The organism is Phytohabitans flavus (genome assembly GCF_011764545.1).
Taxonomy (GTDB): Bacteria; Actinomycetota; Actinomycetes; order Mycobacteriales; family Micromonosporaceae; genus Phytohabitans; species Phytohabitans flavus.
Genome location: NZ_AP022870.1, coordinates 7,173,309 through 7,197,122 on the forward strand (window position 1 = coordinate 7,173,309; position 23,814 = coordinate 7,197,122).

Sequence of the window (23,814 nt, forward strand, 5' to 3'; positions counted from 1 at the left end):
CCGGTCACAGACGCGCGCCGGCGAGCGCCAGCGCGGCGAGGGGAACGAGCGGGGCGGGGAGCACCGGGCCGTGGCGCAGGGCCGGCGTCCAGCCGGAGTCCGCGCCGAGGTCCGGGTCGTGGGCGGCGTTGTAGGCGTCGAGCAGGCTCACCTGCCGCGGCCGGTCGGAGCCGGCGCGCACCCAGTTGCCTTTCTCGGTGACGACCGTGCCGCCCCAGTCGAAGAGGATGTCCTCGGCGGCGATGCCGTCGGCCAGCGAGAAGTAGTTGTTCTCCGCGTAGATCGACGACTGGACCCCGACGCCCAGGGCGTACGAGAAGCCGTCGCCGGCCAGCCGGTAGTAGTTGTTGTAGATGTCGACCTGGCCGAAGCGCACCCGCGGCAGCCGCTGCATGGTGCCGTCGAAGACGTTGTGGTGCAGTGTCACGTTGAGCCGCCCGACGTCCGGGCCGACCGTGTTGGACGAGCCGATCAGCATCACTTTGTCGCGGCTGACGAAGCGGTTGTACGACGCGGTGACAAGGCTGGCGGTGTGCGTGATGTCGAGCGAGCCGTCGTGCACCTGGTACGGCCGTCCGAAGTGGATCGGCTGGCCGCTGTCCGGGTTGTCGCCGTCGGTGAACGTGTTGTGGTCGACCCACACGTTCACGCTCCGGCGGACCGACATGAGGTCGAACTGGCTGTTCCAGTTGCCCGCGTCGCCGTCAGTTGGCGACCAGGCCGGGAAGCAGTCGAATGCGTCGACGAAATTGATGTTGCGGACGATCACGTTGTTGGCCGAGTCGACCATCAGCGTGAGGTTTTGCAGTTTTGCCCCGCGCATCCCGACGATCGTCGTGTTCGGGCCGACGTTGATCTGGGTGTAGCGGGTCTGGTTGGCCACCGACCGCACCCGCGCTTCCTCCAGCGGGCCGCTCGGGTTGACCCGCCCCCACACCGCGGGGTCGTACGCGGCGAGGTAGGCGTCCAGCGAGTACGCCGGGTCGGCGAGGTCGGCGCAGCGGCCGGTGAGGCCCTCGAACCCGTTGATCGTGCCCCGGATGACGATGATCTTCGGGGTGGCGTTCGTGCGGTTGGTGGCGTTGTCGCCGCCGAGTGCCTCGATCAGCTCGGCACGGGTGTCGACGATGTGCACGTCGCCGCTTGCGGCGGCCGAGCCGCCGGTAGTGCCGGGCCCGGAGGCGGCCCAACCGTCGTTGGCCGGCAGCACCTGCCGGCCCAGCTTGATGATCTGTCCACTATGGCGGTCGCCGCCCGCGGTTGCCGCGCCCGACGGGCCAAGCGCTGCGACGAGGCCGACTCCGACAACCACGGCGGTCAATACCTTTAGTTGCATCGCACTCTCCGCGTATGCCCAGTACTCGTTGCAGATCTCGTAACGAAGCCGAAATCTTCTTAACGAGAAAGTAGGTATTTACGCTTAAGAGTGTCAATGCCCTGTGCTTGCAGGTATTTTGCAATAAAAGGAGGCAAGGGCGATTTACCCGGCGTCGAATTGCCGAGAAAGCGGGTACCCCGTCCGATTTTTACCGAACGGGTTCCTCCGTGATTTGCAGTCCGCTTTCCGGAGTTGCCGTGAGGCGCACGCGATGCGGGCCCACCGCCCACGGAACCGGCAGTTCCGACAGCAGCGCCAGCCTCTCCGCCGCCTGCCGGAGCGCCGCGTTGACGCCCTTGATCGTGACTATGCGTGCCGGCTTCTCGCCTTGCTCGGCGACCAGGTCGCCGCCGAGGAACGCCGGCTCGGGAGCTGAGTTGAGTACGTCCAGCACCGCCGTGAACGGCTCCGTGCGCGCCAGCGGCGCGATCAGCGCGGTGCCGTCCGCCCGGTGCTGTATCAGGTTTTCCAGCAGGTCCACGCGGCCCGGTAGCGCGCGGAAGTCGTCGTCTCCCGGCAGCCGCAGCCGGTCGGTCGGATATTCGAGCACGGCGCGACCACCCGTGCCGTACACGATGACCTCGCCCTCGATCTTCTCCTCGCCGCACAGGGTCACCGCGACGAGGATGGGCCGTCCGGAGGCGAGCGTGATGCGCATGCAGGCGGTGTCGTCCACCTCGATGTCGCGGCAGCGGTAGCGCTCCAGCTCGACGCCGACCGGCCGGTCACCGTCCATGATGGCCAGACACTGCATCCAGGCGTGCGCGAGTGGGTTGGCGAGTGCGCCGTCCAGCGCCGGCCGACCGTCCACACTGCGCTTGCCGGCCCACGGGGAGCGCTTGTAGTACGCGTCGTCCCGCTGCCACGAGGCGACGGTGGCGACCCCGGTGACCGTGCCGACCACGCCGTACGCGATGGAGCGCCGCATCTCGTTCAGCGCCGTCGAGCCGAGCGCCTGGAAGCCAACCTGGCAGACACGGCCGGTCTCGCCGAGCACCTCGATCAGCGCGCGGTGCTCGGCGAGGGAGAGGACTGGCGGCTTCTCCAGCAGTACGTCCGCGCCCGCCCGGAGCGCGTCTGTCGCGATCGGACGGTGGGTGTGCGGCGGCGTACAGATGATCACCACGTCCGGCGCCGTCTCGCGCAGCATCTCGTGATGGTCGGTGAAGTGCGGCGCCGTGTCGGGGCCGGGCTCGATCGGGCGGACGTCGACGAGCGCGGCGAGCTCGACGGTACCGGCCTCCTGAAGCTCGGCGATCCGCCGCCGATGCCACCGGCCGTGCCCGTTGGCCCCGATCAGCGCAACACGTGGAGTCATCGCAGCTCCCGCAGTACCTGCTCTACCCCGTGGCGTTCCAGCGCGCGCAGCCAGCCGGCGACGAGCTCGCGCACGATGCTGTCAGCCGCCAGCTCGGCGGGGAAGACCTCGGTCAGGCCGAAGAGCGCGTCGACCACGCCCTCGGAGGTGGGTTTGCCGTCGGCCAGCGCCTTGCGAATCCGCTCGGCCAGCGGGTCGTCCAGCGGGAGCGGCTGGCCGGCGTCGCTCTCCCCCTGTACGAAGCGCATCCAGGCCGCCAGCACGAGCGCGCCCCACCGCGGCGAGGCACCGGCCGCGCGGCGGTCGACCAGCGTGTGCAGTACCCGCTGGGGCAGCTTCTGCGAGCCGTCCATCGCCACCTGGATCGTGCGGTGCCGGATCGCCGCGTTGGCGAAGCGCTCCAGCACCGAGTCGCCGTACTCCACCACTGAGACGCCGTCCGGCGGGGTGAAACTGCCGGCGACGTCCTCGGCCACGAAGCGGCGCAGCATCGCGGACATGCCGGGGATCTCCAGCGCCTCGGCGATCATCTCCCGGCCGGCGAGCGCGCCCAGGTAAGCGATGGCGGAGTGCACGCCGTTGAGCGAGCGCAGCTTGAGCCGCTCCCACGGGCTGGCGTCGCCGGTGAGCACCGCGCCGGCCCGCTCCCAGGCCGGGCGGCCGGCGGGGAAGTCGTCCTCGATCACCCACTGCTGGTAGGGCTCGGCGGCCACCGCCGCCTGGTCGGAGACGCCAAGGACGCGCTCCACCGTAGCCAGTGTCTCGGCCGTGGTGGCCGGGACGATCCGGTCGACCATCGTGCCGGGGAACGCCACGTTGTCGTTTACCCACGCCACGAGCGCCTCCGCGGTGCCGCCGTACGCGAGCGCCTGCGTGACCAGGCCGTGCAGGCGCTTTCCGTTGGACGGCAGGTTGTCGCAGCTGACCAGCGCGATCGGCCCGGCGCCGGCCCGTGCCCGGGCGATCAGGCCGCGCACCAGCAGCCCGGGCACGGTCGCCGGCGGGCCGTCGCCCACCAGGTCGGCCGCCACGGCCGGGTCGGGTCGCAGCCGGCCGGTCGCGGGGTCCATCTGGTACGCCTTCTCGGTGACCGTGAGCGTCACCACCCGGATCGCCGGGTCGGCCAGCAGCGCGACCACCGCCATCGGGTCGCTGGCCGCGTGGCAGACACCGGCGAGGGAGCCGACCACGTGGGTACGCGCCGCGTCGTTGGAGAGCGACGTGACGCTGAAGAGGTTGTCCTGCTCGGCGAGGCGGCCGATGACCTCGGTGCTGCGCGGTGCCACGCCGACGATGCCCCAGTCACCGCCGGCCTCCGCGACCGCCGCCTCGGTGTACACCGCCTGGTGCGCCCGGTGGAAGGCACCGAGTCCGAGGTGGACGATGCCGGCTGGCACGGTGCCGGGCCGTATCCGCGGCCGGCACTCGACGGGGACCTGGCGCAGGGTGCCGAGGCCCAACCTCATCGCCATGCCGGCCCCTCCGGGAAGCTGAACTCCGCGATGGAGTCGGGTTTCATGGTGGCGCTGTAGCCCGCCTGGGAGGGCAGCAGGTAGCGGCCGTCGCGGGTGCGCACCGGGTCGGTGAAGTGCTCGTGCAGGTGGTCGACGTACTCGACCATCCGGCCCTCGAGCGATGTGCCGACCCGCAGGTAGTCGAAGACAGCGAGGTGCTGTACGAGCTCACAAAGCCCGACACCACCCGCGTGCGGGCAGATCGGCACGCCAAACTTGGCCGCCATCAGGATCTCGGCGAGCACCTCGTTCACTCCGCCCACGCGGCAGGCGTCGATCTGCATCACGCCGATCGCCTCGGCCTGGAGCAGCTGCTTGAAGATGACCCGGTTTGCGGCGACCTCGCCGGTGGCGACTCTGCATCTTCCGCCGGTGATCTGTGCGACCGCTCGTGCGATTCTCGCGTGCCCGAGCACGTCGTCGGCGTGCGTCGGCTCCTCGATCCAGTACGGGTCGAACTCGGCCAGCCGGGCCATGTTGGCGATCGCCTCGTCGACGTCCCACACCTGGTTGGCGTCCATCATGAGCAGCGCGTCCGGCCCGATCTCCGCCCGGATGATGCGGGCGCGGCGCACGTCGTCCTCGATCGGCCCGCCGACCTTCATCTTCATCGCGCGCCAGCCCTCGGCGTACGCCTGCCGGGTCAGCGCCCGCACCTTGTCGTCCGGGTAGCCCAGCCAGCCCACCGACGTCGTGTACGAAGGAAAGCCGTCCCGCTCCAGATCCGCGCGGCGATCGTCCATACCGGACAGTCCCTTGTCGAGGATCGCGGCCGCCTCGTCCGGCATGATGGCGTCGGTGATGTGATGGAAGTCGATGTTGCGGACAAGCTCCTCGGTCGGCATCTCGGCGAGCAGCTTCCAGAGCGGCTTGCCCTCGAGCTTGGCCCGCAGGTCCCACACCGCGTTCACGATCGCGCCGGTGGCCATGTGGATGACGCCCTTTTCCGGGCCCAGCCACCGCAGCTGCGAGTCCGCGGCGAGCGACCGCGAGAACGCGACGGGCTCGGCGAAGATGTCCGCCACGGACCGCCCCACCGCGTGGTGGGCGAGCGCCCGCACCGCGGCGCAGGTGATCTCGTTGCCCCGCCCGTTGGTGAACGTGAAGCCGGCCCCCTCCACCCCGGTGTCGGTGGTCAGGCGGACGTAGGTCGCCGAGTAGTCGCCCCGGTTGATGGCGTCCGATCCGTCTCCCGCGTCCGCGGTCGGAAACCGGACGTCGTGGACGTCGAGGCCAGTGATCACAGCATTCACAGTCGGAAGATCCCCTTGGGCAGTCGGTAGGCCAGGTCGACTATCGTCTCGGCCGCCTCGTCCAGCGGCAGGCGGTGCTCGGCCACCAGCCGGGCGAGGAAGCCGGCGTCGATCCGGCGGGCGACGTCGTGCCGCACGGGGATCGAGCAGAACGCCCGGGTGTCGTCGACGAAGCCGGCGGTGTTGTAGAAGCCGGCGCTCTCGGTGACGGACTCGCGGAAGCGGCGCAGCACCTCGGGCGAGTCGAGGAACCACCAGGGCGCGCCGAGGTACATGGCCGCGTAGCCGCCGGCCAGCGGGGCCAGCTCCCGGGTGAACGTGTCCTCGTCCAGCGTGTACACGACAAGGCGCAGCCGCGGGTCGTTCCCGTACGCGGACAGCAGCGGCTCGAGGCCGTGCACGTAGTCGGTGGCCTGCGGGACGTCGCCACCCACGTCGCGCCCGTGCTTGCCGTACAGCCAGCGGTTGTGGTTGCGCACCGCGCCCGGGTGCAGCTGCATCACCAGACCGTCCTCGATGGACATCCGGGCCAGCTCGACGAGCATGTGCGCCCGGAACGCCTCGGCCTTGTCCGGGTCGCCGTCGCCGCGCAGGTGCGCCTCGAAGAGCGCGGTCGCCTCGCTCTCGTCCAGCACGAGCGTGCGGGCGGTCAGGTGACCGTGGTCGGAGGAGGTGGCGCCGGCGGCGATGAACGCCTCCCGCCGCTTGCGCAGCGCGGCGAGATAGCCGCGGTACGTGGCGGTGTCCTCACCGGTCATCTCGGCGAGCTTGGCGACATTGCCGGCCCAGTTTTCGAACTCGGGGTCGACCACGTTGTCCGGGCGGAATGTCGTGATGACCCGGCCGCCCGGACCGCCCCAGCCGTCGGCGGCGAGCTTGGCGTGCCGGCCCAGATCGTCCAGCGGCGACTCGGTGGTGGCCAGCACCTCGATGTTGAACCGCTCGAAGAGCGCCCGCGGGCGGAACTCCGGCTCGGCCAGCCTCGCGGCGATCGCGTCGTACACCTCGTCGGCCGTGTCCGGCCCGAACGCGGTGGTCACGCCAAAGACCTCGCGGAACGTCTCCTCCAGCCACAGCCGCGAGGGAGTGCCCCGGAAGAGGCGCCAGTGCTCGGCGAATCGCCGCCAGATCGCCCGCCCGTCCGTCTCGTACGGCTCGCCGTCCAGCGTGGGTACGCCCAGCGAGGCCGGCGAGACGCCCTGGCTCAGCAGCATCCGCGTGACGTAGTGGTCGGGGCAGATGATCAGCTGGGCGGGGTCGGGGAACGGCGCGTCGTCGGCGAGGATGGCGGGGTCGACGTGCCCGTGCGGCGAGATGATCGGCTGGTCCTTCGCCTGGGCGTACAGCTCGCGGGCGATGGCTCGCTGCGTGGGCTCGGACGGGAAGAGCAGGTCGGCTCGGGTCACGTCGGGCTCCTATCCCAGGGTGAGCAGGTCGGCGACCTGGACCGGCTGTCCAGTCTCGAAAGAACGGTTGGCGGCCAGGCCGGTGAGCAGCGCCAACGCGCCGTCGCGGGCACTGGCCTCCCGGCCCATAGGGTCATTTTCACCGCCGAACAGCACCGCGGTCATGCGGGCGTCCGCACCTCCGTGGCCTTCGCGCGTGTGTCCAGGTACGGGCACCTCGCGCGGCCGCTCCCAGAACGGGTGCACGGTGATCCGGGCCGAGCCCTCCTCGACCGCCGCCTCGACCCCGTGCACAGCGCCCTTGACGCCCTTCGCCCCGGCCGGACTGACAAAGTCGTTTTCCACCACGTGCAGCTCAAGCCGGCCGCGGCTGCCGTTGAACATGACCCGGTAGCCCTCCCACGGCGAATACGCCGTCAGGTGGTAGGTCATCGTGGCGCCGTTTGTGTAGCGGGCCAGCACCGCCATGTCGTCCTCGATGGTCACGCCGGGGGCGAAGACGTTCTGGTCTCGGTGGTACCCGTCCTCGGCCTCGGCGTCCAGGTAGAGCGCGCGCAGGTGCGGGTTGGCGGCGAGGTCGATCGCGAACGGGTCGCTCTCGGCCTCGGCCGCGCCGTGTGCGCGGGCATAGTCGCGGGCGTACCCGTGGCGTTGCCCCGCCTCGCCGTAGAAGAAGAGCCGCCCGTACGCCATGACCTCGACCGGCGCCGACCCGAGCCACCAGTTGACGAGGTCGAAGTGGTGGCTCGCCTTGTGCACCATCAGGCCGCCGGAGTTGGCCTTGTCGCGGTGCCAGCGCCGGAAGTAGTCCGCGCCGTGCCGCACGTCGAGCAGCCACTCGAAGTGCACCGAGCCGATCTCACCGATCTCGCCGGAGGCGAGCACCTCACGCACCTTTTCGTGCAACGGGTTGTATCGGTAGTTGAAGGCGACGGTCACCTGGTGCCCGGTCTCCGCCACGGCCTCGAGGATCCGCTCGCATCGGGGCACGTCAGTGGTCATCGGCTTTTCCGTCACCACATCACACCCGGCCCGGAGCGCGGCCACGATGTACTCGTCGTGGGTGCGGTCGACGCTGGTCACCAGCGCGACGTCCACCCGCTCCTTGTCGAGCATCGTCACGAAGTCGCCGGCCGGGTACGTCGGCACCGTGGCCGCGCCGGCGCCGGCCAGCCACGCGTTGTGCGCGTCCATCCGGGCCTGGTTGACGTCGGCGAACGCGACGAGCTCGGCGTGGTCCGGATGGGCCAGCAGCGACCGGACGAACATCTCGGCGCGGGAGCCGGTGCCGACGAGGGCGTAGCGACGCCGCCGTGGCGCTTGATCCGGCATCGAGCATCCTCTCTGGATATGCAAAGGTTTGCAGACGCAAGGTGCCATGCGAGGCCCTGAGCAGTCAACGCTGACCACCAAATGTCCATGTATGTCACGTTCAACGCTTGAAGCAAGCGCTTTCCAACGGGCTCGTCGTAACGAACCCGCAATCAAAGCCCGTTGACACCTGAGCAACCGTTTGCATTAATTGGCCCACCTGAGTGACGGGCGACACACGGAGAGGAGTGCACGTGCCAGCCACGATCCGCGACGTCGCGCGTGCGTCGGGAGTGCACATCTCCACCGTGTCGCGCACGTTCTCGGCGCCGCACCTGGTCAATCCGGAGACCCGCAGCCGCGTGCTCGCCTGCGCGGAGCATCTGGGCTACCGCCCCAACCGGGCCGCCCGGGCGCTCATCACCGGCCGCACCCACAACATCGGCCTGATCGTCGCCGACATCGCCAACCCGTTCTTCCCGCCCCTGATCAAGGCGGCGGAGAGCGCCGCACGCCACCGCGACTACCACATCTTCGTCACCGATACGAACGAAGATCCGGCGGTCGAGGAGGAGCTCGTCCACGCCCTCGCCAAGCAGGTCGACGGGGTGCTGCTCTGTAGCCCACGCATGAGCAACAGCCTCATCGAGCAGCTCAGCCGCGAGGTGCCGCTCGTCGTCATCAACCGGCAGGTCACCGGCCTGCCGTCCGTGGTGATGGACGTCGGCCAGGGCGCCCGCCTCGCGGTGGAGCACCTGACCGGTCTCGGGCACCGCCACATCGCCCTGCTGGGCGGGCCGCGGGGCTCGTGGACCAGCCGCGAGATCCGCCGCGCCGCCACGGCCGCGGCCCGCACCGCCGACGCCGAGCTCACCGTGCTCGGCCCCAACCAGCCCACCGAGCACGGCGGCATCGGCCAGGCGGAGCACGTGCACCGCCTCGGCGCCACCGCCGTGCTCGCCTACAACGACTTGATGGCGATCGGCCTCATCGAGGGGCTCGACTCGCTGGGGTACGGGTGCCCGAGGAGATCAGCATCGTCGGCATCGACGACATCTCGCTGAGCCGTCTCACCCGACCCAAGCTGACGACGGTGGCCAATCCCACCGGGGCCGCCGGGCGGGCGGCCGTCGACATGCTGCTCCAGCACGGCGACGACCGCCGTACCACCGCACAGGTAACGCTCCAGACCGAACTGGTGATCCGCGACTCGACAGGCCCAGCACCAACGGGCAAACCGCACACTGTCAAGGAGTGACCCGAGAATGCACCCCGGCACGCGTACGCACAGACGCCGCCTGCTCCGCGGACTCGCCGCGGCAGCCATTGCAGTCCCCTTGGTCCTCGGTGCCGCCGCATGTGGCGACGACGAGGGCGGTGGCAGCACCTCCGACCCGAACGCCCCGGTCCGCCTCTCCGTCTTCTACTGGGGCAGCGAGGCCCGCGCCAAGCTGACCGAGGACGCGCTCAACGCCTACAAGGCCAAGCACCCGAACGTCGATTTCGAGGTGACCTGGCAGGCCAACCAGGGCTACGCCGACAAGCTGGCCACGCTCGCCGCCGGCGGTGACGTGCCCGACCTGTTCGCGCTCGACGACAACATGCTCGCCGACTTCGCCACCCGCAACGTGACCGCGGACCTGACGGAGTACAAGGGCGGCAAGATCGACGTGTCCAAGTTCCCGCCCAGCCTCGTCGAGTACGGCATGGTGGACGGCAAGCTGGTCGGCATCTCGGCCGGTGAGAACACGCAGGGCCTGGTGTACAACAAGACCCTGCTGACCAAGAACGGCCTGCCCGAGCCGACCACCGGACAGACCTGGGAGCAGCACATCGACTGGGCCGCCCAGGTCGCTACGAAGACCAAGGTCCCCGGTACGCAGGACCCGAGCGCCGACTACAAGGCGTTCTGGGTGTGGATCCGCCAGCAGGGCAAGGACCTGTACAGCGGCAAGGAGCTCGGCTTCTCCGCCGACGACCTGGCCAAGTGGTTCACGCTCTGGAAGGGCGCGCGCGACAAGGGCGCCACCCCGACGCCCGACATCATCCACGAGGGCAACGTCACCGACATCAGCAAGCAGCTCGTCGTCACCGGCAAGGCGGCCACCTCCTGGGTGTGGGCCAACCAGATGCCGGAGCTGAAGAAGAACACCAAGGACGAGCTGGGCGTCGTGGCGTACCCGGGTGACCCGAGCGGCCAGTGGGCGCGTTCCTCCATGTACTGGAGCGTGGCCCGCAGCAGCGACAAGAAGGACACCGCCGTCGACGTCATCAACTTCCTGGTGAACGACCAGCAGGCGGTCAACATCCTCGGCACCGACCGCGGCCTTCCGTCCAACATGGACCTGCGGACCGCGTTCGCCGGCACGGTCACCGACGCCAACATGAAGCTGTCGATCCAGGTGGAGAACGACCTCGCGGCGAAGTTCGGCAAGGCTCCGCAGGTGCCGCCGAAGGGACACAGCACGTTCCGCTCCGAGCTTGTGAAGGCCGCGGAGAACGTCCAGTTCGGACGCGCGACGCCGGAGAAGGCCGCCGCCGATCTGATCGCCCTCGTCCAGCCGAAGCTCGGTTAGCCCCGCGCAGGTACGGAGAGGAGTTCGCTCGTGGCGTTGACCACGGCGGAACAGCCGTCGGTGCGTGCGAGCCGAGCCACCGGGACCCCTGCCAAGCGGCGGGGGTCCCGGCGAGGCCGGCGTAGCGAGGCAGTGGCGGGTTACGTCTTCCTGTCGCCGTGGCTGCTCGGTCTGATGGCCGTCACCGCGGTGCCGATGCTTCTGTCGCTCTACATCAGCTTCACCAACTACGACATCCTCAGCCCACTGAGCGAGGTCGAGTGGGTGGGGCTGGACAACTACGAGCGCATGTTCACCGCCGACCCGTCGTACTGGCGGTCGGTGACGGTGACCGTCTCCTTCGCGCTGATCGCGGTGCCGCTCAAGCTCGCGGTCGCGCTCGGCGTCGCGCTGCTGCTCAACCGGGCGTGGCGGGGGGTCGGTCTCTTCCGGGGACTGTTCTACCTGCCGTCGCTCATCGGTGGCAGCGTCGCGCTGGCCATCGTCTGGGTGAGCATGTTCAACCGCGAGGGTGCCTTCAACGGTTTCCTCGGCCTCTTCGGCATCGAGGGCAAGCCCTGGGTCAACGACCCTACCTGGGCGCTGGAGACCCTGATGGTGCTCGCCATCTGGCAGTTCGGCGCGCCGATGGTGATCTTCCTGGCCGGGCTCAAGCAGGTGCCCACCGAGCTGTACGAGGCTGCCTCGGTCGACGGCGCCGGTCGGTTCCGCCAGTTCCGCAGCGTCACGCTGCCGATGCTGTCCCCGGTCATCTTCTTCAACCTGGTGCTGGAGACCATCAACGGCTTCCAGGGATTCACCGCCGCCTTCGTGCTGAGCAACGGCACGGGCGGTCCCATCGACTCCACCCTGATGTACACGCTGAACCTCTACATCAAGGGCTTCACCGACTACGAGATGGGTTACGCGTCGGCGATGGCGTGGGTGTTCCTGCTGGCGATCGGCATCATCACCGCCGTGTTCTTTTCGACCGGGCGCTTCTGGGTGCACTACTCGGACGGAGATGACCGCTGATGGGCACACACACGCTCGCGGTGTCCCGCCGCCCCTCCGGACTCGCGCGCGGGATCGTCCGCATGCTCGTCCTCATCGCGATCCTCGGCATCGTGCTCTATCCGCTCGCCTGGATGGTCGGTACGTCGTTCAAGTCGCAGCCGGAGATCGCGAGCAACACCGGCCTCTTCCCGCAGGAGTTCACGCCGAGCAACTACCCGGACGGGTGGAACCACTTCGACGTCAGCTTCGCGCGGTTCTTCCTCAACAGCACGATGGTGGCGCTGCTGACCGTGATCGGAAACGCGGCCTCGTGCCTCGTCGCGGCGTACGCCTTCGCGCGGCTGCGGTTTCCGCTGCGCGGGTTCTGGTTCGCCATCATGATCGGCACACTTCTGCTGCCGCAGCACGTGCTGACCGTGCCGCAGTACATCCTGTTCAAGCAGTTCGGCTGGGTGGGCGGGGACTGGCCGTACGTACCTCTGCTGGTGCCGCAGTTTCTCGCCACCGAGGCGTTCTTCGTCTTCCTCATGGTGCAGTTCATGCGAGGCATCCCGCGCGAGCTGGACGAGGCCGCCAAGATCGACGGCGCGAACGCGTTCGGCATCTTCCGGTACGTGATCCTGCCGCTCAGCCGCCCGGCGCTGGTGACCACCGCGATCTTCTCGTTCATCTGGACCTGGAACGAGTTCTTCCGGCAGCTTGTCTACCTCTCCGACCTGAAGGACTACACGCTGCCGGTGGCGATGACGCTCTTCATCGACTCCAGCGGGCAGAGCTCGATCGGGCCGATGTTCGCGATGTCGGTGTTGTCGCTGCTCCCGGTGTTCCTGTTCTTCGTCGCCTTCCAGCGGATGCTCGTCGAGGGCATCAACACGAGCGGAATCAAGGGATGACCACCGAATTGACCACCGAGGACCCGCCGCGGATGGTGCATGGCGGGTGGCGGGACACCGTCCGCAACGCCAGCGACCTGGCCCTGCTCGGCATCCTCGTCATGGTCGGCTCGCTCGGCGTCGTCACGGCTGGCGCGGCGGTGGCGGCCGCCAGCGCCGCCGTGCACGACTGGTCCGCGGATGAGCGGTGGCCGGGGTACGGGTCACGCTCGGCCGCTTCGCCCGCGGGCTGCTGCCGGGCGTCCTGCCCACGCTCGCGGCCGCGCTCGGCGGGGCGCTGCTCGTGCTCAACCTGGCCGCGATCACCCGCGGCGTGGTGCCCGGCGGGGTCGTCGTCGCGGTACCCACGCTGCTCATCCTGATCGCGGCCGCGGGCCTTGCCGGCCTGACGGTGGTCGAGGTGGGCCGGTCCGGTGGCCTGGGTTGGCGTGCCGCCGCCCGGGCCGCGCTCGCCGCCGGGCAGCGCCGGCCGGTCGCGGTGCTGGCGTGCGCCGGCGTGGTCGCGCTTGTCGCGGCGCTGGGCATGATGATCATTCCGGTACTCGTACCGGTGCTCGCCGGCTACGCCATCTTCGCCATGCACGCGGTTGCCCGGCGCCTGCCGGCACAGTGAGTGATCAGGGCGTTTCCGCTGGTAAACACCCTGCTCGCGGGTCGTCCGTACGGCCCTCCCACTAGGAGGTATCGCACCCTAAGGTCGATATCCGTGCGGATGACTATCGGGATGCGCGCGATCGGGTGCCTGGCCGCGGCGGCGTTGCTCGCCACGACGGGGTGCAGCGGCGACTCGGACGACACCCAGGTCCGGGACCAGAAGGTCGAGATCAATATCTACTGGTGGGGCGGCGAGAAGCGGGCCGAGATGACCGAGCAGGCGCTCGCCCTCTACACCGCCCGGCATCCCAACGTCGCGTTCAAGACGCACTGGCAGGGCAACCAGGGCTATTACGACAACCTGGCCACCCAGGCCGCCGGGGCGGACGGGCCCGACCTCTTCCAGATCGACGACAACTACCTGACCGAGTACGCCGAGCGGAACGTCACCCTCGACCTCACGCCGTACGTGGCGAGCGGGGCGCTCAACCTCAGCAAGCTCCCGGACAGCCTCGCCAAGTACGGGCAGGTCGGCGGGCGCCAGGTGGGCGTCGCGGGTGCCGAGAACACGCCGGCGATGGTGTACAACCGCACCCTGGTCCGCGAGCTCGACCTACCCGAGCCCACGGTCGGGATGACGTACGAGCAGCTCTTCGAGTGGGCCACGGAGATCACGCAGGCCACCAACGGCCGGGTGGCGGGCACGATGGACCCGTCGGCCGACTACAAGGCGCTCTGGCTGTGGCTGCGCGCCCAGGGCAAGGAGCTGTACGCGGGCCGCCAGATGGGCTTCACCGCGGCCGACCTGACCAAGTGGTTCCAGATGTGGCAGACCGCGCGGGACACCGGCGCCGCACCCGCCCCTGACGTGGTCAAGGAGGCCAACGGCGGCGACGTGACCAAGCAGCTCGTCGCCACCGGGCGAGCGGCGACGAGCTTCATGTGGTCCAACCAGCTGCCCGAGCTTCAAGGCAACACAAAGGACGAGCTGGCCCTTGTCTCGTACCCGGGCGACCCGAAGGGCAGTGGGCGCGCGCCTCGATGTACTGGTCGGCGTTTCGCGGCACGCGCCACCCCGAGGTGGTCGTCGACATCATGAACTTCCTGGTCAACGACCCCGAAGCCGGCAAGATCCTGGGCACCGAGCGCGGACTCAGCCCCAACACCGACGTGCGGAAGGTCGTCAGTGAGTCGCTCACCGACCCGACGGCCCGCGCCACGATCAACTTCGAGAACGCGATCACACCGCGCTTCGGTGCCGCGCCCGCGCCGCCGCCGAAGGGACACTCGAAGATCCGTTCGCTGCTGACAGCGGCCGCGGAGAGCGTGCAGCTGGGTCAGAAGCCGCCCAGGCTGGCGGCACAGGAGTTTCTGAACCAGGCGAACGGCACGCTGGCCACGTAGCGCGGCCCGCCTAATCCCGGGCGAAGCGGGCGACTAGGAAGTCCTCGCTGCCGCCACAGACGATGTACGCCTGGTTCCAGGAGCAGGTCTCGCTCTTCACGTCCTTCAGCTGACCCATCTCGATGACTTCCGCGGAGCCGGCGTGCGTGCCGGCCACGCTGTAGTTGTCGGCAGCGGGGGAGATCTCGTCGAAGAGGAGCAGGTTGCTTGAGTCGACCCGGCCGACCGCCCCCTCCCGCTTGAGGATCTCGTTGCCGTCCGGGTCGAAGATCCGGAACTGGTTGTCCCCGCTCGTGGCCCGGGCGACTACCTGCTCGCCGAAGTGGCCGATCAGGTCGGCGTCCGGCGCCGGCTTGCGCCACAGCTCGCCGCCCTTCTCCATGTCGATGGCGACGACCGAGGTCGACTTGCTGTCGGAGCCGACCGAATCGAGCAGGCACGCCCTCGTCTCGCCGCACATCGTGAGGACTTCGAGGCGGTGGTCGGGGTTTGGCGCGGTGTAGAGGTTGGCCGGCTCACCCATGGTGTCGAGGTCGTACCCGGAAAGCCGGTACCCCGACTCGGCCGTGGCCACCAGCAGCCGCCCGTTGTACGCCACGACCTCGTCGGTCGGGTTGGCCACGTTCGTGCGCTTCTTCAGCTCCTTGCCGTCGCGCGCGTCGATCACGGTCGCCGACCGGTCGGCGCCGATCTGCACGAACCGCTGGTCGTCGTCGGTCACCGGCGCGAACGGGCGGCCGGCCGCGTTCGCCGGGCCGGAGACGTCCGCGACGGTCTGCACCGGGTACACCGCCGTGCCGGTCAGCCCCTGCTCCTTGCCCGGGTTCTGATGCTCCCAACGGGTCTTTCCGGTCTTCAGATCGAGCCCGATGAGGCGCTGCTCACTCGCCTCGACCAGCACGAGCACATCCTCGAACGGGTACACAGTGTCGCCGGCGGCGATCAGCCTGTGCCACATCTGCTTCCCGTTCGCCGGGTCGTGTACAGCCATGTCGCGGGTCTGCGTGCTGGGGATGCTGCTGCTCTGGAACGCCACCACGGCGTTGGGCAGGGCGGCGATCCCGTCCCACCGGTCGGCGGTGCTCAACGTCTTCTCCCGCCAGAGCACCTTCGCCGTGGCGGGCTCGACGGCCAGGATCTCCAGCTGCTTGCTGTTGCTCTCGAACGCCAGGTACGCCCGGTCGCCGACCATGTCCGTGTACACCCAGTACGGCGCCGGGTCGGGGAACTCGATCCGGTCCACCTCGGCCACCGGCTGGAAGTCGACCTCGTCGTTGCCGAGCAACACGAGCGCCGCGGCGGCGACGACTCCGGCGAGCGCGACCACCGCGGCGGCGACCCACAGGACCGGCCGCCGATAGATCGGACGCCGCGGCGCCCGGGGCGCGATCGGTGGCGCCGGCGAGTAGGGCATCCCAGGCACGCCGGAGACCGGCGCCCCGGACGGCGACACCGGGACGGACGACACCGGCAGTCCGGGACCGCTGGTCGGTGCGACGGCTGTCTCGGGCCCGAACGGCGGCGCGGTCACCTGCGCTGTCGCGGCGACTGCCGGCACGCTCGCGACTGCACGGGACCGCGGGGCCAGCTCGGCGAGCGCGCCCTCGGCAACGGGCAGCTCGGGCTGCTCCAGCACGGTCGGCGCGATGCCGAGGTCGGCGTGGAGCAGGCGGGCCACGAGCGGTACCCGGGACGAGCCGCCGACCAGGAAGAGCCCGGCGAGCTGGCTTGGGGTGAGGCCGCAGGCCCCGATCACGGCGGCGGCCTCGTAGACACCGCGGCGCAGCAGCGGGGTGACCAGCTGCTCCAGCTCCTCGCGGGTGAGGTGCACAGCCTGGTCGATGCCGGGGACCGGCACGGGCGCCGCGGCGGTCCGGGAAAGCATCTCCTTGGCGCCGCGTACGTCCTCCCAGAACTGCCGGCGGCTACGCCACTGGCCGGCGGTGGCCGGCTGGGCGAGCACCTGCCACGCCTGCGGATAGGCGGGGGCGAGCATGCGGCCGAGGTGCTCAGCGAGGGCGGCGTCGATGTCGAGCCCGCCGAGCTCCGCGACCCCGCCCGAGCCGATGACCGTGAACCCGCTGCCCTCGTTGCGCACCACGGCGATGTCGAGCGTGCCACCGCCGAAGTCGAAGACGGCGAGCGAGGCGCCTACGGGTACGGGCCGGCGCAGCACCTCGGCGAAATAACGCGCGGCGGCGACCGGCTCGGGCAGCAGCTTGGTGCCGTGGTCACCCACCGGCGGCCAGCCGGCGCGGGCGATCGCCGCGATGAGCACGTCGCGGCGGCGGGCACCCCAGGCCGCCGGGTGGGTCACGGCGGCCGGCGGCAGGAAGCCGACCGCCTCCACCGCGGTCCGGGCGACCGTGCCCAGCACGGCGGCGAGCAGGTCGGCGGTGGGCACCTCGCGACCGCCGAGCAGGACGTTGGGCTCGTCGACCCGGCGCTTCGGGTTCGGCTCGTACCGGGATGGGTCGCCCTGGGCCAGCCGCTGGGCGTCCCGCCCGGTATGCAGGCCGGCGTCGTCGAGAAAGACGGCCGACGGCATGATCGGCTGGCCGTCGAAGAGGAGGGGGCGGGTGCGGCCGTCTGGCCAGCGTAGGACGGCAACGGTGTTGGACGTACCGACGTCGACGCCGAGCGCGTAACCGCCCTCCGGGCCTGCCATCTCTGCCGCTCCTCACGGGGGGTGAGGGGATCCCCGGCCAGCATGTTACGGGGGGCGTGCAGCCACCCCGCGCGTGCTGGCCGTGGGGTCTCAGCCCGCCGTACGGCGGCGGGTGATCTCGGCGAGTGCCACGGCGGCCGCGACGCTCGCGTTGAGCGACTCGACCGAAGATGCCATCGGGATGCCCACCCGGAGATCACAGGTCTCGCCGACGAGCCGGGACAGGCCCCGCCCCTCGGAGCCAACCACGACCACCACTGGACCGACGGCGGCCTCCAGGTGGTACAGGTCAGTCTCACCATCGGCGTCGAGGCCGATCACGACGAATCCGGCCTTCTGGCAGGTCTTGATCGCCCTGGTCAGGTTGGTCACCTGCGACACCGGCAGGCGCGCGGCGGCACCCGCGCTCGTACGCCACGCCGTCGCGGTCATGCTGGCGGCTCGCCGCTCGGGCATGAAGACACCCTGCGCGCCGAACGCGGCCGCCGAGCGGATGACCGCGCCGAGGTTGCGCGGGTCGGTGACGCCGTCGAGGGCGACCAGCAGCGGGAACGCGGCCTCGGTGGACGCGGCCAGCATGTCCTCGAACAGCTCGTACGCGTACGGCGGGACCTGGAGCCCCACGCCCTGGTGCAGCACGCCACCGGTCATCCGGTCGAGCTCGGCGCGGCTGATCTCCAGGATCGGGAGGCCACGGTCGGCGGCGGTACGGACCAGTTCGTTGATCCGGTCGTCGACGTCGATGCCGAGCGCCACGTACAGCGCGGTGGCCGGCACCTGCGCGCGCAGGGCCTCGACGACGGGGTTGCGCCCGACGAGCAGCTCGGCTGCGCCCTTGGTCGGGGTGGACTTGCGGCCCGGGGTGACCTTGGGACGGCCCGGGACGCCACCGCCTCCCCTCCGCCGCGCTTGGTCGGTTTCATGCCCTGGGTGCCCCGACCCCACGTGGTGTCCTTGGTGCCCGGGGCGCCGATCTTGGGGGCGCGCCCCTCCTCGGCCGCCGCGCGGCGCTCCTTGTCCTGCTTCCACGCGGTCCGCTGGGGGAGCTTCTCCGTCCCCGAATACGCCTTGTGCCATGGCCGCTCGTCGGCTGGGAGCGTGCGCCCCTTGCCGGACAGCCCGGCCCTGTTCTTACCGCCGGAGCCGCCGGTCGCGCCCTTCTTCGGCGTGACCCGCCGGCCCCGCCGCTGCGAGTTACCGGCCATCGTCGACCGTCCACCGCGGCCCAGCGGGAGTGTCCTCCACCATAATTCCTGCCTGTTTGAGCTGGTCGCGCACCGCGTCCGCGGCGGTCCAGTCCTTGCGCGCCCGGGCTTGGGTGCGCTGGTCGAGCGCGAGCGCGACGAGGGAGTCGACCACCTCCTTGAGGTGATCGCTCCCGCCATCACCCCACGCGGGGTCGAGCGGGTCGATGCCGAGCACGTCGAGCATCGCGCGTACCGCCGCGAGCGCGTCGCGGATCGCCGCGTCGTCGCTGGTGTCGAGCGCGGTGTTGCCGTGGTGGACCACCTCGCGCAGGCTGGCGAGCGCCGCGGATGTGTTGAGGTCGTCGTCCATCGCTGCCACGAACGCGGCGGGCAGGTCGTCGACCGGTACGGGGCCGACCCGCTCGACGGCGCGCTGGACGAAGCCCTCGATCCGCCGGAGGGCGACCGCCTTTTCCCGCAGGCTCTCGTCGGTGTAGTCGATCCGCGAGCGGTAGTGCGACTCGAGCAGGTAGTAGCGGAGCTCGATCGGGCGGATGCCCATCGCGGTCACGTGGTCGAGGTCGATGACGTTGCCCAGCGACTTGCTCATCTTGGCCTCGCCGAGGTTGAGCAACGCGTGGTGCACCCAGTACCGGGCGAACGGCAGGCCGGCCGCGCGGGACTGGGCGATCTCGTTTTCGTGGTGCGGGAAGGTCAGGTCGAGCCCGCCGCCGTGGATGTCGAACTCCGGGCCGAGGTACCGCCAGCACATCGCCGAGCACTCGATGTGCCAGCCAGGGCGGCCGCGACCCCATGGCGAGGGCCAGGTGGCGTCAACCGGCTCGCCAGCCTTCTGCCCCTTCCACAGCGCGAAGTCGTTGGGGTTGCGCTTGGCCCGCTCCGGGCCGTCGTCGGGGTGCTGCATGGCGTCGGGGTGCTGGCCGGAGAGCGCGCCGTACTCCGGGTAGGAGCGCACGTCGAAGTAGACGTCGCCGGAGTCGTCGGCCGCCACATACGCATGACCAGTGGCGATCAGATTTTCGATCAACAGGTGCATGTCCGGGACGTGTCCGGTGGCCCGCGGCTCATATGTCGGCGGGAGCACATTGAGCGAGCGGTAGGCGGCGGCGAGGACGACCTCGTTCGCATACGCGATGGACCAGAACGGCCGCCCGTACTCGATCGACTTGGCGAGCACCTTGTCATCGATGTCGGTGATGTTGCGAATGAACGTCACCTCGCTGCCACCGCGCAGCAGCCACCGGCGCAACACGTCGTAGTTGACACCGGAGCGAAGGTGGCCGATGTGCGGCTCGGACTGCACGGTGAGGCCACACAGGTAGATCCCCACCCGGCCGGCCTCACGCGGGACAAAGTCCCGCACCGATCTGGTGGCGGTGTCATACAGGCGTAGCGTCACCGTACAAGGGTACCGGTCCCGCGACGCCGGTAACCGTAGGCTCACACCCGTGAGCGAAGCGAGGACGGCCGCGAGCGAGCGGGGTGAGGGTGAGCGCGTGGCGGAGACCGCGCAGACCCTCGACCGAGGGCTGCGCCTGCTCTTCCTCGTCGCCGAGGCGCCCGGCGGGCTGACCGTGACCGAGGCGGCGGCCCGGCTCGGGGTTGGCCGCGCGGTCGTGTACCGGCTGGTGGGCGCGCTTGTCGAGCACGGGATGGTACGCCGCGACGGGCGGGGGCGGCTGCGGCTCGGCGCCGGCCTGCTGCACCTGGCCAACCGCGCCCAACCACTGCTCGCCGACGCCGCGCGGCCGCCACTACGGAGGCTGGCCGAGGCCGTGGGGGCGACAGCTCACCTGACGATCGCGGAGGGCGGGGAGGCGGTCGCGCTGGCGGTCGTGGAGCCGAGCTGGACCGCGTTCCACGTGGCGTACCGGGCGGGCTCCCGGCACCCGCTCGACCGGGGCGCGGCCGGCCGGGCCATCCTCGCCGGGCGGCAGGGCGACACGGGCGTGGTGACGACGGCCGGCGAGCTACAGCCGGGCGCGCACGGGGTGGCGGTGCCGGTGCTGGGCCTGGAGGGGCTGGAGGCGAGCGTCGGGGTGGTGGCGCTGGGCCCGCTCGACCCCGAGGTGGTCGGGCCGCAGGTGGTCGGGGCCGCGGCGGCGGTGGCCGAGGCGCTCAGCTGAGGCGGCGCATCGTACCGGCTTTCCCAAGGACCGTGGAGTTGTCCACAGGCCCCTGTGGATCAACAGGCCACCGCTGTCCACAGGGGGTACTGGTCAGGCGTACGGGTCGCGAGGCTGGCCCGCATGGCACGCACATCCCAGCGGCCGTCACCGCTCCAGTGGCAGGTGTTCCGGGGCAGTGACGCGGTCCGGCGCGACCTTGTCTCCATCAATCAGTTGCGAAGCACCGCATGGGTGCGGGTGCGCCACGATGTGTATGCCGACTCCCGGATCAGGCTCGACCACACCCTCGCCTGCCGGGCGACCGCGCTGCGGCTGCCGGTGAGCGCGGTGTTCGCCGGCCCGTCCGCGGCGTACCTGCACGGTGTCGAGCACGCCGCCAGCTACAACGACGACGTCCACGTGATCCTCCCGCCCGACGTGCGCCTCCGGTCCCACCAAGGGCTCCGGATCCACGCCACAGAGGTCGAGATGGACGAGGTGGAGGCGCGCGACGGGCTGCGCCGCACCACACCGGCCCGCACGATGTGGGACGTCGCCTGCTGGGCGGAGCTGACCCACGCCGTGTCGGTCCTCGACCGGCTGCTGCGGCGCGGCCAGGTCAGCCGGGCCGACCTGGCCGATCTAGTGGAGCGGCACGCCACCCACCTCAGCCGGAGCCGGGCGCTGCGGGTCTTCGACCTGGCCGATCCACGGGCCCGGTCCGCCGCCGAGTCCAGCCTGCGCGTCCGGCTCGTCACCGCCGGCCTTCCCCGCCCGATCCCCCGCCACCCGGTCGAGCTGGCCACCGGCCGCGTGACGCACCCGGGGCTGGCGTGGCCGGAGTTTCAGGTGGCAGTCGAGATCGAGGGCACGTGCCCGGGCGGGCGCACCCGCTGCCTCGACGACATCGACCCCGACCTGATGCGGAGCAACGGCCGCCAGCAGCTGGTCACTGCTGGCTGGACGGTGCTGCCGCTGACGCCGCACCAGATGCGCCGCGACTTCACCGACTTCGTCACCTCGCTGCGACTGGCCCTCCTTGATCGGGGCTGGCAGCCCTGATCGGGCCGGCGGCCAGGCGCACGAGCAGGTCGGGGAGCTCGGCGAGCGACCGCACCTCGCCGTCGGGCGGTGGCCCGGCCGGGCGCCGAACACCGGTGCGGTTGAGCCACACCGCCCGCATCCCGGCCGCCTGTGCCGCCCGCACGTCGTGCTCCCACGAGTCACCCACGTGCACCACCGCCGCCGGCAGGCAGCCCGCAGCCCGCACCACCGCCGCGAAAAACTCACCGGCCGGCTTCTTGGGCAGGCCACCCTCATGGGCGTAGATCTCAAAGGCAAACTCGCCGGCCAGCCCGCACCGCTCGGCCCGGCTGTTGCCATTCGTGGCAAAGCCGACTGTGTAGACCGCGCGCAGTGCGGCCAGGGCCGGCAGCACGTCGACAAAGGGGCGGCTGAGCGCAAACCGCCGGGCGAAGAAGACCTCGGCCATGCGGTCCAGCTCCGTCTGGAGGCCGACGCGGGCGAGCGATCTGGCGAGCGCGGCCCGCCGGATGTCCGGCGTCGGCGCGGCGCGCATCGCGGCGAAGACCGGCGGCCAGTCCGCGGCCAGGTCGGCCACGGTCAGTGCGGCAGCGGCCGGGGCCAGCCGCTGCATCTCCACCAGCACAGCGCCGAGGGCCCCGGTCACCGCGGGCGAGAGGTCGACCACGGTCTCGTCCGCGTCGAAGACGACAGCGGTGATCGGGACGGCGGTCATGGACGGGTCATCCGGAGTACGTCGAGCACCTGCTCCAGCTCTTCGTCGGTGATCCGGCCCGCCTCCACGTGACCCCGGTCGCGTACGACGGCGCGGATCGACTGGCCGGAGGCGAGCGCCTGCTTGGCGATCGAGGCGGCCTCCTCGTAGCCCAGGAAGCGGTTGAGCGGGGTGACGATCGACGGCGACGACTCGGCGTATTCGCGGCAGATCTCCGCGTTGGCCACCAGCCCGATGACGCAGCGGTCGGCGAGGAGGCGGCTCGCGGCGGCCAGCAGCCGGATCGACTCCAGCAGGTTGCGGGCCATGACCGGGAGCATGACGTTGAGCTCGAAGTCGCCTTGCGAGCCGGCGAAGGCGACGGTGGCGTCGTTGCCGATGACCTGCGCGCACACCTGGCGCACCGACTCGCAGACCACTGGGTTCACCTTGCCCGGCATGATCGACGAGCCGGGCTGAAGGTCCGGGATCTGAAGCTCACGCAGGCCGGCCCGGGGACCCGAGCCCATCCACCGGATGTCGTTTGCGATCTTGTAAAGCCCGACGGCGATCGTCCGCAGCTGGCCGGACGCCTCCACGAGCGCGTCCCGCGCGCCCTGCGCCTCGAAGTGGTTGCGCGCCTCGGCGACCGGGAGCCCGGTCATCTCGCGTAGCTTCGCGATGACCTCCGGGGCGAAGCCGGGCGGCGTATTGATCCCGGTGCCGACCGCCGTGCCGCCAAGGGGCAGCTCGGCGAGGCGGGGCAGGATCGACTCCAGCCGCTCGATGCCGTACTGGACCTGCGTCGCGTACCCGGAAAACTCCTGGCCGAGCGTGACCGGGGTGGCATCCATGAGGTGGGTGCGCCCAGCCTTCACCACCTCGGCGAACTCGTCGACCTTCCCCTCGAGCGCGAAGTTGAGATGCCGCAGCGCGGGCACCAGGTCGTGTACGACAGCGTGGGTCGCGGCCAAATGGATCGAGGAGGGAAAGACGTCGTTGCTCGACTGCGAGGCATTCACCTCGTCGTTCGGGTGCACCTGCCGGCCCAGCTCGCGGCTGGCGAGGGTGGCGATCACCTCGTTCGCGTTCATGTTCGAACTGGTGCCGGATCCGGTCTGGAAGACGTCGACCGGAAACTCGCCGTCGTACCCACCGTCGGCCACGTGGGCGGCCGCCGTGGCGATCGCCTCCCCCACGTCCGCCCCCAGCACGCCCAGGCGCACGTTCACCTGTGCGGCCGCCCCTTGATCAGCGCGAGGGCCTTGATGTGCGCCGGCTCGAGCCCGCGACCGGAGATCGGGAAGTTTTCCACCGCCCGCTGGGTCTGCGCCAGCCAAAGGGCGTCGGCCGGTACCTGGACCTCGCCCATCGTGTCTCGTTCAACTCGCCAAGCCTGCTCAGTCACACACCCATCCTGACCCAACGGCCCTCCGCGCGTCCCCTCTC

General features: G+C 70.4%; 17 protein-coding genes and 3 pseudogenes. 9 read left to right on the plus strand and 11 right to left on the minus strand.

The genetic code is table 11. The features are described from left to right. Positions 1 to 4: 4 nt before the first annotated feature. From Pflav_RS31530 to Pflav_RS31555, 6 genes are all read right to left on the minus strand, one after another. On the minus strand, positions 5 to 1,336 hold the full coding sequence (locus tag Pflav_RS31530) for a pectate lyase family protein (RefSeq protein WP_173040466.1): 1,332 nt from the start codon (positions 1,334 to 1,336) through the stop codon (positions 5 to 7). 190 nt (positions 1,337 to 1,526) lie between these two features. Next, on the minus strand, positions 1,527 to 2,696 hold the full coding sequence (locus Pflav_RS31535) for a Gfo/Idh/MocA family protein (RefSeq protein ID WP_173040467.1): 1,170 nt from the start codon (positions 2,694 to 2,696) through the stop codon (positions 1,527 to 1,529). Continuing rightward, positions 2,693 to 4,168 carry a mannitol dehydrogenase family protein gene (locus Pflav_RS31540; RefSeq protein ID WP_173040468.1) on the minus strand — a complete coding sequence of 492 codons (1,476 nt, stop codon included), beginning with the start codon at positions 4,166 to 4,168 and terminating at the stop codon, positions 2,693 to 2,695. Before Pflav_RS31540 ends, Pflav_RS31535 begins: the two co-directional genes overlap by 4 nt. Next, positions 4,159 to 5,454 carry an enolase C-terminal domain-like protein gene (locus tag Pflav_RS31545; protein ID WP_415624349.1) on the minus strand — a complete coding sequence of 432 codons (1,296 nt, stop codon included), beginning with the start codon at positions 5,452 to 5,454 and terminating at the stop codon, positions 4,159 to 4,161. The genes Pflav_RS31540 and Pflav_RS31545 overlap by 10 nt, the downstream gene beginning before the upstream one ends. A 5-nt stretch (positions 5,455 to 5,459) precedes the next feature. After that, positions 5,460 to 6,869 (minus strand): glucuronate isomerase, encoded by a 1,410-nt coding sequence (gene uxaC, locus Pflav_RS31550; RefSeq protein WP_173040470.1) that lies wholly within the window; start codon positions 6,867 to 6,869, stop codon positions 5,460 to 5,462. Positions 6,870 to 6,878: 9 nt separating this feature from the next. Continuing rightward, on the minus strand, positions 6,879 to 8,201 hold the full coding sequence (locus Pflav_RS31555) for a Gfo/Idh/MocA family protein (RefSeq protein WP_173040471.1): 1,323 nt from the start codon (positions 8,199 to 8,201) through the stop codon (positions 6,879 to 6,881). Between the two features lie 233 nt (positions 8,202 to 8,434). On the opposite strand from Pflav_RS31555, the pseudogene Pflav_RS31560 reads away from it, so the two are divergent. From Pflav_RS31560 to Pflav_RS46475, 7 genes and pseudogenes are all read left to right on the plus strand, one after another. Then, positions 8,435 to 9,438 (plus strand): annotated as a pseudogene (locus tag Pflav_RS31560) (LacI family DNA-binding transcriptional regulator). Positions 9,439 to 9,517: 79 nt separating this feature from the next. After that, positions 9,518 to 10,756 (plus strand): ABC transporter substrate-binding protein, encoded by a 1,239-nt coding sequence (locus Pflav_RS31565; protein ID WP_332107807.1) that lies wholly within the window; start codon positions 9,518 to 9,520, stop codon positions 10,754 to 10,756. A gap of 30 nt (positions 10,757 to 10,786) precedes the next feature. Then, positions 10,787 to 11,770, plus strand: a complete 984-nt coding sequence (locus tag Pflav_RS31570; RefSeq protein WP_415624350.1) for a carbohydrate ABC transporter permease — start codon at positions 10,787 to 10,789, stop codon at positions 11,768 to 11,770. Next, entirely contained in the window at positions 11,770 to 12,645 is an 876-nt protein-coding gene (locus tag Pflav_RS31575) for a carbohydrate ABC transporter permease (protein ID WP_173040473.1), read from the plus strand. The genes Pflav_RS31570 and Pflav_RS31575 overlap by 1 nt, the downstream gene beginning before the upstream one ends. Positions 12,646 to 12,832: 187 nt before the next feature. Next, a complete protein-coding gene (locus tag Pflav_RS31580; RefSeq protein WP_173040474.1) occupies positions 12,833 to 13,258 on the plus strand; it encodes a hypothetical protein in 426 nt (141 codons plus the stop codon). A gap of 99 nt (positions 13,259 to 13,357) precedes the next feature. Beyond that, positions 13,358 to 14,338, plus strand: a complete 981-nt coding sequence (locus Pflav_RS31585) for an ABC transporter substrate-binding protein (protein WP_232072764.1) — start codon at positions 13,358 to 13,360, stop codon at positions 14,336 to 14,338. Further along, positions 14,320 to 14,643, plus strand: a complete 324-nt coding sequence (locus Pflav_RS46475) for a hypothetical protein (RefSeq protein ID WP_232072137.1) — start codon at positions 14,320 to 14,322, stop codon at positions 14,641 to 14,643. Before Pflav_RS31585 ends, Pflav_RS46475 begins: the two co-directional genes overlap by 19 nt. A 10-nt stretch (positions 14,644 to 14,653) precedes the next feature. Here Pflav_RS46475 and Pflav_RS31590 read toward each other — a convergent pair whose 3' ends face one another. The 3 genes and pseudogenes from Pflav_RS31590 to cysS all read right to left on the minus strand — a co-directional run bounded on the left by Pflav_RS31590 (position 14,654) and on the right by cysS (position 19,918). Then, positions 14,654 to 17,311 carry an Hsp70 family protein gene (locus Pflav_RS31590; RefSeq protein ID WP_173040475.1) on the minus strand — a complete coding sequence of 886 codons (2,658 nt, stop codon included), beginning with the start codon at positions 17,309 to 17,311 and terminating at the stop codon, positions 14,654 to 14,656. 90 nt (positions 17,312 to 17,401) lie between these two features. Then, positions 17,402 to 18,516 (minus strand): annotated as a pseudogene (gene rlmB, locus Pflav_RS31595) (23S rRNA (guanosine(2251)-2'-O)-methyltransferase RlmB). Then, complete coding sequence (gene cysS, locus Pflav_RS31600; RefSeq protein WP_173040476.1) at positions 18,506 to 19,918, minus strand: cysteine--tRNA ligase; 1,413 nt, start codon at positions 19,916 to 19,918, stop codon at positions 18,506 to 18,508. Before cysS ends, rlmB begins: the two are co-directional and overlap by 11 nt. Before the next feature lie 49 nt (positions 19,919 to 19,967). Between cysS and Pflav_RS31605 the strand changes: the two genes are divergently transcribed. After that, positions 19,968 to 20,645 (plus strand): IclR family transcriptional regulator, encoded by a 678-nt coding sequence (locus tag Pflav_RS31605; protein WP_173040477.1) that lies wholly within the window; start codon positions 19,968 to 19,970, stop codon positions 20,643 to 20,645. Between the two features lie 123 nt (positions 20,646 to 20,768). After that, positions 20,769 to 21,689 (plus strand): hypothetical protein, encoded by a 921-nt coding sequence (locus tag Pflav_RS31610; RefSeq protein WP_173040478.1) that lies wholly within the window; start codon positions 20,769 to 20,771, stop codon positions 21,687 to 21,689. Here Pflav_RS31610 and Pflav_RS31615 read toward each other — a convergent pair. Together Pflav_RS31615 and Pflav_RS31620 are read right to left on the minus strand one after the other, a co-directional pair. After that, positions 21,643 to 22,386 carry an HAD family hydrolase gene (locus Pflav_RS31615; RefSeq protein ID WP_173040479.1) on the minus strand — a complete coding sequence of 248 codons (744 nt, stop codon included), beginning with the start codon at positions 22,384 to 22,386 and terminating at the stop codon, positions 21,643 to 21,645. The genes Pflav_RS31610 and Pflav_RS31615 overlap by 47 nt on opposite strands. Beyond that, positions 22,383 to 23,737: pseudogene (locus Pflav_RS31620) on the minus strand (class II fumarate hydratase). The gene Pflav_RS31615 and the pseudogene Pflav_RS31620 overlap by 4 nt, the downstream one beginning before the upstream one ends. Between the last annotated feature and the right edge of the window lie 77 nt (positions 23,738 to 23,814).